The 12,525-nt window shown below is 65.9% G+C and carries 13 protein-coding genes; 5 read left to right on the top strand and 8 right to left on the bottom strand.

The features are described 5' to 3' along the window. The 3 genes from ACN675_RS08000 to ACN675_RS07990 all read left to right on the top strand — a co-directional run. Positions 1 to 559, top strand: a 559-nt coding sequence (locus ACN675_RS08000) for an SDR family NAD(P)-dependent oxidoreductase (RefSeq protein WP_420750339.1), incomplete at its 5' end; no start/stop codon positions are given. A gap of 43 nt (positions 560 to 602) precedes the next feature. Then, positions 603 to 1,466: an alpha/beta fold hydrolase gene (locus ACN675_RS07995; RefSeq protein ID WP_420750338.1), complete on the top strand. Its 864-nt coding sequence runs from the start codon at positions 603 to 605 to the stop codon at positions 1,464 to 1,466. 84 nt (positions 1,467 to 1,550) lie between these two features. Then, positions 1,551 to 2,207: a TetR family transcriptional regulator gene (locus ACN675_RS07990; RefSeq protein ID WP_420750340.1), complete on the top strand. Its 657-nt coding sequence runs from the start codon at positions 1,551 to 1,553 to the stop codon at positions 2,205 to 2,207. Between the two features lie 69 nt (positions 2,208 to 2,276). On the opposite strand, the gene ACN675_RS07985 is transcribed toward ACN675_RS07990, so the two are convergent. The 3 genes from ACN675_RS07985 to ACN675_RS07975 all read right to left on the bottom strand — a co-directional run bounded on the left by ACN675_RS07985 (position 2,277) and on the right by ACN675_RS07975 (position 5,845). Next, positions 2,277 to 3,764, bottom strand: coding sequence for an aldehyde dehydrogenase (locus ACN675_RS07985; protein ID WP_420750337.1), 1,488 nt, complete (start codon positions 3,762 to 3,764; stop codon positions 2,277 to 2,279). A 19-nt stretch (positions 3,765 to 3,783) separates the two neighbouring features. Beyond that, complete coding sequence (locus ACN675_RS07980; RefSeq protein ID WP_420750336.1) at positions 3,784 to 4,608, bottom strand: mycofactocin-coupled SDR family oxidoreductase; 825 nt, start codon at positions 4,606 to 4,608, stop codon at positions 3,784 to 3,786. Between the two features lie 250 nt (positions 4,609 to 4,858). Beyond that, positions 4,859 to 5,845 (bottom strand): GNAT family N-acetyltransferase, encoded by a 987-nt coding sequence (locus tag ACN675_RS07975; protein ID WP_420750335.1) that lies wholly within the window; start codon positions 5,843 to 5,845, stop codon positions 4,859 to 4,861. A gap of 163 nt (positions 5,846 to 6,008) precedes the next feature. On the opposite strand from ACN675_RS07975, the gene ACN675_RS07970 reads away from it, so the two are divergent. Together ACN675_RS07970 and ACN675_RS07965 are read left to right on the top strand one after the other, a co-directional pair. Continuing rightward, entirely contained in the window at positions 6,009 to 7,178 is a 1,170-nt protein-coding gene (locus ACN675_RS07970; RefSeq protein ID WP_420750334.1) for an aromatic ring-hydroxylating oxygenase subunit alpha, read from the top strand. Between the two features lie 54 nt (positions 7,179 to 7,232). Further along, on the top strand, positions 7,233 to 8,384 hold the full coding sequence (locus ACN675_RS07965) for an acyl-CoA dehydrogenase family protein (protein ID WP_420750333.1): 1,152 nt from the start codon (positions 7,233 to 7,235) through the stop codon (positions 8,382 to 8,384). Between the two features lie 57 nt (positions 8,385 to 8,441). Here ACN675_RS07965 and ACN675_RS07960 read toward each other — a convergent pair whose 3' ends face one another. The 5 genes from ACN675_RS07960 to ACN675_RS07940 all read right to left on the bottom strand — a co-directional run bounded on the left by ACN675_RS07960 (position 8,442) and on the right by ACN675_RS07940 (position 12,496). Further along, positions 8,442 to 9,671, bottom strand: coding sequence for a cytochrome P450 (locus tag ACN675_RS07960; RefSeq protein WP_420750332.1), 1,230 nt, complete (start codon positions 9,669 to 9,671; stop codon positions 8,442 to 8,444). A 96-nt stretch (positions 9,672 to 9,767) separates the two neighbouring features. Beyond that, positions 9,768 to 10,991, bottom strand: coding sequence for a cytochrome P450 (locus tag ACN675_RS07955; RefSeq protein ID WP_197251391.1), 1,224 nt, complete (start codon positions 10,989 to 10,991; stop codon positions 9,768 to 9,770). Between the two features lie 37 nt (positions 10,992 to 11,028). After that, entirely contained in the window at positions 11,029 to 11,262 is a 234-nt protein-coding gene (locus ACN675_RS07950; RefSeq protein ID WP_420750331.1) for a ferredoxin, read from the bottom strand. Positions 11,263 to 11,267: 5 nt separating this feature from the next. After that, entirely contained in the window at positions 11,268 to 12,149 is an 882-nt protein-coding gene (locus ACN675_RS07945) for an SDR family NAD(P)-dependent oxidoreductase (RefSeq protein WP_197251393.1), read from the bottom strand. A 194-nt stretch (positions 12,150 to 12,343) separates the two neighbouring features. Then, positions 12,344 to 12,496 carry a DUF1059 domain-containing protein gene (locus tag ACN675_RS07940; protein ID WP_420750330.1) on the bottom strand — a complete coding sequence of 51 codons (153 nt, stop codon included), beginning with the start codon at positions 12,494 to 12,496 and terminating at the stop codon, positions 12,344 to 12,346. Positions 12,497 to 12,525 lie beyond the last annotated feature (29 nt).

The following is a 12,525-nucleotide window of genomic DNA, read 5'->3' as shown; positions in this document are numbered from 1 at the left end:
CGTCACCGACCCCGAGCAGTGCACCGCACTCGCCGAAGCCACAATCGCCGAGTTCGGCCGCCTGGACATCCTGGTCAACAACGCCGGCGTCACCCATTCCGCACCCTCGACACGCGAGCGGCCCGAAGATTTCCGCGCCGTCATGGACGTGAATCTGTTCGGCGCCTACTGGGCGGCGCAGGCATGCGGCCGCGTGATGAACCCCGGTTCGAGCATCGTGAATGTCGCGAGCATGCTCGGTCTGGTCAAGTCGGTTCTCCCCCAGGCCGCCTACGCGGCGAGCAAGGCCGGTCTCATCGGCCTCACCCGGGATCTGTCCCACCAGTGGTCGCAGCGAAAAGGCATCCGCGTCAACGCGATCGCACCCGGTTTCGTCGAGACCGACCTGATCTCCGAGATGTCGTCGGATACGCTCGCGGAGTTCCTGCGTGGCTGCTCGCTCGGTCGCACCGCCACGCAGCGCGAGATCGACGCCGCTGTCGTGTTCCTCGCCAGCCGTGCCTCCGGCTACATCACCGGATCGACGCTCGCCGTCGACGGCGGCACTTCCGGACACTGATCTTTCCGGGGCACTGATTCCGACGACCAAGGACAACACCACGATGACGATCTCCACCAGCACGACAAGACTTCGCGGCGACCGGGTTTCACTGGCCGCCGATCTCTGGGAACCGGCCTCCGAGCAGAAAGGCACGGTCCTGTTGCTGCACGGGGGCGGGCAGACACGGCACTCGTGGCAGCGCACCGGAATCCGCCTCGCAACTCGAGGCTGGCGCGCCTACGCCGTCGACGCGCGCGGGCACGGCGACAGCGACTGGGCCCAGGACGGCGACTACAGCAGCGATGCGCACGCCCGCGACATCCGCACGATCGCCGACGAACTCGGGGAACCACCGGTACTCGTGGGTGCGTCGATGGGCGGAATGGCCTCGCTCATCGCCGCGGGAGACGACCCCGGACTCGCCCGGGCACTGGTGCTGGTGGACATCACCCCGAAATCCGAACCCGAGGGCCTGGCCAAGATCACCGGATTCATGCGGGCGGGACTCGCCGGCTTCGACAGCCTGCACGACGCGCTCGACGCGGTGATCGCCTACAACCCGCACCGGAGCCGCCCTCCGCGGCTGGAGGGACTGCGCAAGAACCTGCGTGAACGGGACGGCCGCTGGTACTGGCACTGGGACCCGCGGATGCTGTCCCACCGGACGAACCTTCCGGAAGCCGCCGCCGAGCGCGAAGCACGTGCACGGGCCGCCGCTCGCGGGGTCACGGTGCCGACCCTGCTCATTCGCGGGGCGCAGTCGGATGTGGTCAGCACCGAGGGTGCGCGCGAACTGCTCGAACTGATCCCCGGGGCACGGCACATCGACGTCGGCGGAGCAGGGCACATGGTGGGCGGCGACGACAACGACGTGCTGAGCCGGGGCCTGGTGGAGTTCCTCGACGAGACCGTGCTCACCGCGTGACCACCGGCCCTGCTGGAACCGATACCATTTCTTGCACCCTCCGGGCGGACCCGCCCGGAGGACCGTACTAGCCGAAAGCGAATGATGGCCCGACCGTCGAAGCCTCTCATCAGTCGCGCGTCCGCGGTGGCCGCGTCCATCGAGATCATCGACTCCGAGGGACTCGATGCGTTCAGCCTGCCGCGCCTGGCGAAGCACCTCGGGGTGCGGGCGCCGTCCCTCTACCACCATTTCGCCGACAAGTCGGAGATCCTCGCCGCGGTCGCGCAGGAGATCGCCGGCAACATCCCGCTGCCACGGCGCAAGCCCGGCCCGGGATGGCCCGAGTACTTCGTGACCCTGAGTTCGAACTTCCGCAAGTCGATCCTCAAGCATCGCAACGCCGCACCGATCCTGCTGCAATACCTTCCCCGCGACCTGCTGATCGGCAGCTACGAGGACACCGCGCAGTTCCTGGAGAAGTCCGGGGTACCGGCCCGCCTGCACGTCCAGATTCTCGACGGCATGGAGCGGCTGACCCTCGGTGCGGTGCTGACCGAGGCCATGCGCAAGCCGAGCACGAAGAACACGATCTTCCCCCACGTCGATCCGGAATCGCAGCCGCTGCTCGCCCGGGCTCTCGCCGAGAACGAGTTCACCTCCCGCCAGCTGTTCGAGGAGATGATCCGCAGTTTCCTGTACGGGGTGATGCGCAGCGAGCCGGCCGGGCAGACCGAGGAACTGACGGTTTCGGCGAACTGAATAGGGCGACAAGCGCAACGATGCCCCCGCGGATCGAATCCGCGGGGGCGTCGCCTTTGTGGAGCCGTGTCAGGCAGGCATGTGGACGGTCTTGGTCTCGAAGAACTCCTCGAGGCCCTCGATGCCGCCTTCCCGGCCGAGGCCGGACTGCTTGTAGCCGCCGAACGGCAGGGTGAAGTCCATCGTCGCGGTGTTCACGCTGATGGTTCCGGTGCGGATGCGCCGCGCCACGTCGAAGCCGTGGTCGATGTCCTCGGTGTACACCGCACCCGACAGGCCGTACATCGAGTTGTTGGCGATCGCGATCGCGTCCTCCTCGTCCTCGTAGGTGATCACCGAGATGACCGGCCCGAAGACCTCTTCCTGCGCGATGCGGGAATCGGGTGCCACGTCGTCGAGCAGCGTCTGTGCGACGAAGAAGCCCTTGTCGAAGCCCTCCGGACGTCCGCCGCCGAGGACGACCTTGGCGCCTTCCTCCTTGGCGATGTCGATGTACCCGAGGACGCGGTCCTGCTGACGCTTCGACGCGAGCGGGCCGAGGAAGTTGGTCGGCTCCCACGGGTTGCCCATCGGCAGGGCGCCGTACGCGGCCTTCAGCGCTTCGATCACCTCGTCGTGCCGATTGCGGGAGACGAGGACGCGGGTGAGGGCGATGCAGGCCTGACCCGACTGCATGCAGCCACCCATGGGCAGCGTCTGCAGCACGTGGTTGATGTCGGCGTCGTCGAGGATGATCGCCGCGGACTTGCCGCCGAGTTCGAGGGAGACCCGCGCGATGCGCTCGCTCGCCAGCGACATGATGCGACGGCCCGCGGCGGTGCTGCCGGTGAACGTGATGTGGTCGACGTCCGGGTTGGTGACGAGGGTCTCCGACACCTCACGATCGGCGCACAGCACGCTCACGACGCCTTCGGGGATACGTCCTTCCGCGACCAGCTCGGCGATGACGTCCGCGAACACGGACGGTGAGAGCGGTGCCTCCGGAGCGGTCTTGAGCACGACCGAGCAGCCGGCCGCGAGCGCCGGGGCGAGCTTGAACGCGATCGTGCCGACCGGGCCGTTCCACGGGATGATCGCGGCGACCACACCCGTCGGCTCCTTGACGATGCGGGACACGCCACCGCCGGCGCGGGGACGCTCCTCGCTGGTCTCGAACGTGCGGGCCACCGCGGCAACCGCCCGGAACAGACCACCGATCATCTGCTGGGTGGGTCCGCTGACACTCACGGGGACGCCGACCTCGACGACGCCGATGGTGGTCAGTTCGTCGAGGCGCTGTTCGAGGCGATCGGCGATCTCGTCGATGACATCGGCGCGTTCGGCCATGGTGCGCGACGCCCACTCGCCCTTGTCGAACGACTCACGCGCCGCTGCAACCGCTTTGGCTACGTCGTCGACGGTAGCGGTGCGTACCCGCGCAACCTTCTCCTCGGAGAACGAGTCGACGACGTCGACCCATTCGTCGCCGGTCGAGTCGACCCAGCGACCGCCGATGAACACCTGCTCGCGGTCGGCGATCGCCGGGATCGTCGATGTCGTGGCTTCGGTGGTGGACATGCGTGAAAGCTCCTTCGCTTCAGCGGATGTTGTAGCCGGCGTCGACGGGGAACGTGACACCGGTGACGTAGCGGCCCTCGTCGGAGGCGAGGTAGACGATGGCGTTGCTGATGTCGACGGCCTCGATCAGCTCGACCGGCATCGGGTTCTTGTAGGACTCGTCCGCGGCCACATCGGGATTGGCGGTGAGGAATTCCCCGTATTCGGCGTTGGCGACCATCGGGGTGTTCACGCCGGTCGGGTGGATGGTGTTCACCCGGATGCTGTGCGGAGCCAGCTGTTTCGCGTAGATGCGCATGAGTCCGACGACGCCGTGCTTGGCGGCAGTGTATCCGACCTGACCGGGTAGGGTGTTCAGGCCGATGCTCGTGAGGCCGGCGGCGGAGCTCGTGATGATGATCGATCCGCCCTCGCCTCGCTGGACGAGATCCGGCACCGTCACCTCGAGCACGTGCCACACACCGGTGAGCATGGTGTCGATCGCGTCGTGCCAGGCCTGGCGCTGCTCACCGGGTCCGATGACCGGCATGATGCCGGCGTTGGGCAGCACGATGTCGACCTTGCCGAACTGCGCGATGCCCGCGTCGTAAGCCCGCTGGACATCCTCGAGATTGCGGACATCGCCCACCGACGTGACGATCGAGCCTCCGGCCTCCTTGACCAGACGCTCGGTCTCGGCGAGATCGTCGCTGGTGGCCATCGGATAGAACACGGTGGGGATCTGATCGCAGATGTCCATCGCGATGATCGACGCGCCCTCTTCGGCGAGCCGGACGGCGTGTGAACGCCCCTGACCCCGCGCCGCTCCGGTGATGAAAGCGACCTTGCCTTCGAGTCGACCCATGATTGTTCCTTCGCGGATTGCACGTCCCGACTGCGGTGCGGGACAACGGATGAATGCGATGAATGCGGTGACTCACCTCATCGCCTGTGAACCACACCACAGACGGTAGTTGCCTACAGCCTTTAGGTCAACACCGAACACACTTCGTTATTTGTCTCGTAGTCGAAGTCTCCAACAGATGAGAGGGAGGTTGCGTGCGATATCCCCGAGGATTTCGCGCACAACCTCCGTCTCACCAGGTGCGGCAGGATCAGAAGCTGGGCACCTCGGCCCACTCGCCGACCTGGTAGCAGGAGTGCTCGTCCTCCTGCTCGAACGCCATCAGCCGGCACATGCGCACCGCCGACGCGTCGTCGGGATCGATGCGGATCAGGGCGATCTGCGCCCGCGCCTCGCGGAGCGCTCCGAGCGCGGTCGTGAGCAGGGCCGTCCCGACGCCCGCGCCCCGGGCGGCCTCGGTGAGGACGAGGGCTCGGATCGGGGCCGCATCCAATTCGTTGTGCGTGAACAGGGCGGGGTCGTACCAGACGAATCCCACGCACGCCCCGGACGGATCGGTCGCGACGACGACGCTGCCGGACCCGAGGCGGATCTCGTCGGCGAGACGTTCACGCTGGGCGGGCACCAGCGACGCCGAGTCCAGCACCTCGTCGATCGCCTTCGACACCGCCGCGTCCCCGAGCGGCCGCGGCTCGCCGATCGCGATGCCCTCGGGCGCGGCCACCTCGTCGAGCGGTACCGCGAACGGCCCGGACAGGTGCCGGAACAGCGTCCAGAGCCTGCTCACCGCCGGGATGCCGAACCGTCGCGTGAGCCGCTCGGACGCAGGGTGGGTGCTGTACGCCCAGCAGCGCAGGGCCACGGCGCCGGTGCCTTCCCAGCCGCCGTCCCCGGTCGTGTCCAGGCCGATCTCCTCGACGAGCATCGTGGCCACCCCGCGCGACCGATAGTCCGGATGGACCACGAACTGCACCGTGCCGAGCCCCTCGTCGTCGACGTGCAGGTGCAGGTACGCCACGATCACCAGCGGGGCGTCCTCCCGGGCACTCAGGTCGCGGCGTGCCTTGATAGGCAGGTGGTACACCCGCACGCCGTCGCGGCTCGTCGAGGTGACGTCGGCGGCGTGGATCCGGGAGAAGCCCGCTTCCTCGTCGTACTCGGCGGCCGTGGCAACCAGCGCCAGCACCTCGTCGCGATCGTCGGGATCCAGTTCCGAACACCACTGATACGAGATCATCCTGTCCGCTCCTCATCTGCCGGTTCGTTGTCGTAAATCTAATGCCCATCGGTATACGGCCGCAATGACCGAAACGCCCCCGGCGACCTCCCCAGGGTTTACACTTAAATCTACTTGAGTTAGATTTAGCGCCATCGATCCGAACCACCGCCCGGAGGCAGCAATGACAGAGGTCGGAATTCCCCGCGAGGAACGCATCCGCCGTGCCCTCGACCATCTGCGCAACGACACCACCGACGAGTACGAGCACGTCACCTGGTTCGAACCGGGCGAATTCGTCGACCCGGCAACGGCCAAGCTCGAACGTGATCGCGTGTTCGGCCGTGTTCCGACGATCGTCGCGCACGGGTCCGAGATCCCTCGCGCGGGCGACTTCTTCACCCTCCAGATGCCGCGCAACAACGTCATCGTCGTCCGTCAGCGCGACGGCAGCGTCAAGACTCTCGTCAACCAGTGCCGCCACCGCGGAGCCATGGTCGAGAAGGAGGAGAAGGGTCGTTGCCGCCTCTTCTCCTGCCCGTACCACCGCTGGTCGTACGACACCGACGGCACGCTGCGCACGATCACCCGTGACAACACCTTCGGTGAGGCCGACCGGGACCAGCGCAACCTCGTCCAGCTCCCCACCGAGGAACGGCACGGCTTCATCTGGGTCGTGGACGACGCCGACGCCACCATCGACGTCGCGGATTGGCTCGGACCCGAGATGGATGCCATCCTGGCCTCGCAGAACCTCGACAAGCTGGTGAGCACCCGCGTCCAGGTGTTCGAGGAGCCCGTCAACTGGAAGCTGATGCAGGACGCGTTCCTCGACGGCTACCACATCCAGTACGCGCACCCGAACACTGCCGCCAAGCACATCCACACCAACGTGATGTCCTTCGAGGACTTCGGTCACCACTGCCGGTTCATGAACCTGCGCAAGACCATCGACCGGTGGATCGAGGAGGATCCCGGCGACCGCAGCCTGGCCGAGCACACCACCGAGACCCACTTCATCGGGCCCAACAGCACCCTGCTCCGCCAGCCCGACCACTTCCAGCTGCTCACCTTCCGCCCGCATCCGAGCGACCCACAGTTGTGCCGCATGGAGATCCGTTTGATCTGCCCGACGGTCGAGGACAGCGGAATGACCGAGGAGCGCTGGAACCGGCTCTGGGACAAGAACGTCGAAATCCTCATCGCCGTCCTCCACAACGAGGACTTCCCGATCCTGCGCGATTCGCAGCGGGCCATGGCCAGCGCCAACGCCGGCAACATGCTCCTCGGCCGGAACGAGGTCGCCAACCAGGTCTTCCGGCGCGAGATCCAGAAACTGGTCAGCGAGAACTGATCCCGAACACGACGGCGGGGCGCCTGCGGGCGCCCCGCCACCAGGAGGCTTTACGTGGAGAGCGATCTCTTCGAACACGACCATGAACTGTTCCGCGATTCGGTTCGGGGTTTCGTCGACAAGCACGTCGTACCCAATCTGGAGAAGTGGGATGCCGACCGGCTCATCGACCGGGACACCTGGCTCGCCGCCGGCAAGCAGGGCCTGCTCGGACTGAGCGTGCCGGAACAGTACGGCGGCCCCGGCGAGTCGGACTACCGCTTCCGCGTCGTGATCCAGTCCGAGATCGCGCGGGTCGGTGCGTCGGCCCTGCAGTCCGGCTTCTCGACCAACGACGACATCGTCCTCAACTACCTGCTCCGGCACGCCAACGACGAGCAGAAGCAGCGCTGGCTGCCGGGGTTCGTCACCGGTGAGACGATCGGCGCGATCGCGATGAGCGAACCCGCCGCCGGAAGCGACCTCCGCGGCATCACCACCAGCGCGGTGGCCGACGGCGACCACTGGATCCTCAACGGCTCCAAGACGTTCATCACCAGCGGTATCCTCGCGGACCTGGTCATCGTCTTCGCGAAGACCGATCCCCAGGCGGGATCCCGGGGATTCAGCCTCTTCGTCGTCGAAGAGGGCATGCCCGGCTTCACCCGCGGCCGCAAACTCGACAAGGTCGGCCTGCACGCCCAGGACACCGCCGAACTCTTCTTCGAGGACGTGCGCGTCCCGAAGGAGAACCTGCTCGGAGAGCTCGGCCAGGGCTTCGGATATCTGATGCAGAGCCTGCCGCTCGAACGGCTCGGCATCGGAATCGCCGCGCAGATGTCCGCGGAGGCCGTCATGAGCTGGACGCTCGACTATGTCAAGGAGCGGACCGCGTTCGGCAAGCGCATCGGCGAATTCCAGGGCATGGGTTTCACCCTCGCGGAATTGCAGACGGCAGTGGAAGTTTCCCGCACCTACATCGACCGGTGTGTGCGCGAGTACAACAAGGGCACCCTCACCGCGGTGGATGCGTCGAAGGCGAAGCTGTGGGCCACCGAGCTGCAGGGCCGTGTCATCGACGCCGGCGTCCAGTTCCACGGCGGCTACGGCTACATGATGGAGTACCCGGTTGCCAAGGCGTTCATCGACGCCCGGATCCAGCGCATCTACGGCGGCACCAACGAGATCATGAAGGAAATCATCCATCGCGATCTGATGAAGGCCTGATCCACCAAGGAATAAGGGGCGGGACCCGACCGATCGGGTCCCGCCCCCTCTTACGGATCAGGATTCCGGTGTGAAGGTGAGGGGCAGCCGCACGCATCCCCGCACCGACGTGCCGTGCATGAGCGGCGGATCACTCTGGACCAGAGCGTAATCGGGGATCCGGCGGTGGATCTCCTCCATTGCCAGCGTCAACTCCAGACGGGCGAGATGCGATCCCAGGCAACGGTGCGGGCCCGCCCCGAACGACAGGTGCCGGTTGGGCCCACGATCGATCACGAACGCGTCGGGATCGTCGAACTCGGCATCGTCGCGGTTGGCCGAGCACAGCAACAGCAGCAGTTGATCGTCTTGCTTGACCTGCACACCGGCGATCTCGACGTCGCGGGTGGCCCTGCGCCCCATGCTGACGGCCGCTTCGATGCGAAGAATCTCCTCGACCGCGTCCGGCACCAGACCACTGTCGTCGATGAGTGCTTGCCGCTGCGCCGGGTTGTTCGCGAGGTGCACCATGGCCCAGCCGAGTGAACCCTGCACCGTATGCAGTCCCGCGATGAGCAGCAGGAAGAACATGCGACGCAGTTCCTCGTCCGTGAGGTGCCGCTCGACTCCATCCATGCGGATCGGCGTGTTGATGATCTGCGCGGTGATGCTGTCGGCGTCTTCTTGCCCCGACCGCACCCGGTCCACGAAGGCACCGAAGTACTCGAACACGCTCGCCGCCGCTTCGGCACGCGCTTTGGCGGATTCTTCTTCGGACGCCCCCGGAATACCCTGGAGCGCAGTATCGGTCCACTCGGTGAACCGTTCGGCGTCGGCGAGGGGCCAGCCCATGAGAGTCAGGAAGACACGGGTCGGCAGCGCATGCGCGAACTCGGCGACGAATTCACATCGCCCTGCGGACGCGAAGCCGTCGATCAGTTCGTTGATGATCGCGCGGATCTGCGGCTCGAGCTCCTTCATTCGCGCCGGTCCGAACAGCGGCTGGAGCGCTTGCCGATACTGCGTGTGCTCGGGGGGATCGATCTCGACGGGGATGAATTTGCCCTGGCCGGCGTCGACGAGATTGTTCGGATAGCTGGAGAACGTCTCGGCGTCACGCAGAATACGGAAGATGTCTGCGTAGCGCGTGACGATCCAATGCCCGCCGTAGTGCGGAGAGTAGAGGATCGGACCTCGGACGCGGAGTTCGGCGGCCTTCTGTTGGAAGACGTCGACCGGCGCGGCAAGGGCAGGATCGTAGACGTCGAAGTCGACCGTCAGATCCGTTGCGATGTCGTGAGTAGTCAAGTAGAACTCCCTTCGAACGCCGATCGGCGCATCGATCGTCCACGGGGTTCGTGAAGGATCGATACGCCGATCGGGTGGCACGGAAAGTTCCGACGATCAGGACGCCGGAGTGAACTTGATCGGGAGGCGCAGGCACCCGCGAACCTGGGTGGCGTGCAGGACCGGCGGATCGGATTCGACCAGTTCGTAGTCGGGGATCCTCCGGTGCAGTTCTTCGAGTGCAATCGACAGCTCGAGTCGTGCGAGGTGCGAGCCCAGGCATCGGTGCGGCCCCGCACCGAACGACAAGTGGCGATTGGGAGTCCGCTCGAGATCCAGAGTGTCCGGATCGTCGAACTCGTCGGCGTCGCGGTTGGCCGAGCACAGCATGACGATGAGCTGGTCGCCCTCCTTGATCCGAACTCCCCCGAGTTCGACGTCGCGTGTCGCACGCCGGCCCATGACGACCGCGGCTTCGATCCGAAGGATCTCCTCGACCGCACTGGGAATCAGCCCGTCGTCGGCGATCAGCGCCGCGCGCTGGCCGGGGCGGTTGACCAGATGGATGATCGCCCATGCCAATGATCCCTGCACGGTGTGCAATCCCGCGATGAGCAGCAGGAAGAACATGCGCGTGAGTTCTTCGTCCGTGAGCAACCGCTTGCCGTCGGCGAGGTCGATCTCGGTGTGGATGAGGACAGACGTGACGTCGTCGCCCGGGTTGGCGCGGCGCTCGTCGACAATCTTCTGGAAGTACCCGAACATCTGTTGCGCGGCTTCGGCGCGGGCCTGCGCGGACTCTTCCTCACTCGCACCGGGTTTACCCATCAGTGCGATGTCGGTGGCTTCGGTGAACATGGGTGCGTCCTCCAGCGGCCAGTCCATCAAGGCCAGGAACACACGGGTGGGCAGCTCGTGTGCGAACGCCGAAATGAATTCGGCCTCACCGTCACCCGCAAATCCGTCGATGAGCTCGTTGACCACCGCGCGGATCTGCTCGGTGAGTGCCTTCATCCGATTGGGCGAGAAGAGTGGTTGCAGCGCCACCCGGTAGGCGGTGTGCTCCGGCGGATCCAGTTCGAGCGGGAGGAATTTGCCGTCGCCCGCATTGACGAGGTTGTTCGGATAGCTCGAGAAGGTCTCCGGGTTGCGGAGCACCTCGTGGGCTTCCTTGTAGCGGGTGACGATCCAGTGGCCGCCGTGCGCGGTCGAGTAGACCACAGGCCCCTTGGCCGCCAGTTCGGCGACCTTCTCCTGCACGGTGTCCACCGGGTATGCGAGTGTCGGATCGTAGATGTCGAAGTCGACCACGGGTGTCGACCGGTCGTCTGTCACGGTCATGCTGTCCGCCTTGGTAGCAGATGTATTTCGGAGCAATTCAGGAGAATTCGAGCGTCAACGCTCGCTCGGGGCACACCGCGACGGCCTCCTCGGCAGCCGCGATGTGCTCCTCGAGCTCGAGTATGTCCTGGAGGATCACCGGATAGCCGGAGTCGTCACAGTCGACAACCTCGGGGGAACGGCTGTAGCACAGGCCGTGGCCCGCGCACACCGACCGATCCACGACGAGGCGGCGCGTACCGCGCTTCGTTTCCGTGTCGTGGGCAGTCATGATCGTTACTCTTCGCCGGTGACCATCGGCGGAGGATTGTTCCCGTCCTCCGGGAACATCATCGCCACGCGGGAGAGCGTGCCGCCATCGGTCGTCGGCAGCGTGACACCCGAGATGTACGCCGACTCGTCCGACACCAGGAAGAGCGCTGCGCGCGCATTGTCTTTCAGCGACGGCGGACGATTGAGCTTGAGCGGAATCGGCGACACGGTCGGATCCCAAGGGCCTGCCACCTCTTCGTACGACTGCCCCACCACCGGCGTACCCGCCGGGGCCAGGAAGTTCGGCGACATTCCGTGCGTCGGGGCGATCGCGTTGACTCGGATCCCGTACTTGCCCAGATCCAGACTCAGACCCCGAACCATCCCGTTCACACCGGCTTTCGTCGCGGAGTATGCCGCGATGCTGTGGTATGCGACGAACGACGCGGCCGACGAGGTCGCCAGAATGACGCCACCACCGTTGGCCCGCAGTGCCGGCACGGCGGCCTTCGCGGTGTAGAACACACCCGACAGGTTGACGCCGATGACGTCCTGCCAGTCCGCATCCGTCAGATCCTGGAACTCGACCTGCTCGCCACCGGCGACCGACGGCACACCGCCACGCGACACGATGCCCGCGTTGGCCCACGCGATGTCGAGCTTGCCGAATGCCGCAACCGTCGCGGCCACGGAGTCGATCACCTGCTGCTCCACCCGCACGTCCGCGGTGACCGCGATGGCCGTGCCACCCTGCTTCTCGACCAACTCGACCGTGCCCTTGGCACGCTCCGGATCGATGTCGACGACCGCGATCTTCGCGCCTTCCGCCGCGAACAGCTGCGACGCCTCACGCCCCAACCCGGATCCTGCACCGGTGATCAGCGCGACCTTGCCTTCGAGTTTCATCGACTCTCCTCTGTTCGAACCTGTGACAGATGAATGGAAGTTGTTGGACGACAGTGCCTCTCCGGGCCTCTCCGGTCAATCGCTACGGCTCGGCGCCGTGACGCCACCAGAGCAGGACCAACCCGCGAAGACACGGTGGTCGCCGACGGCCGGACCGTCGGCGAACCGACCACGGTGTTCGGTACGCGAGGTCTTCAGTACGCGATGAACAGAATCTCGTCGCGCGAGTACTCCATCCCCGGATGCGACTCACTCAGGTGCGCCTGGGTTTTCGTCACCAGATCGTCTTCGTCGACGCCGGTGATCGCTACGCCGCACGGACAACTCAATCTCGTCTTCATTCTCATCCCGGACAGCCTTTCCACGCCTTCAGTGC

The sequence above is a fragment of the Rhodococcus sp. O3 genome, from assembly GCF_048897285.1.
Lineage (GTDB): Bacteria > Actinomycetota > Actinomycetes > Mycobacteriales > Mycobacteriaceae > Rhodococcus.
Note: the sequence above shows the minus strand (reverse complement) of the source record. Positions and strands in the feature narration are given on the sequence as shown.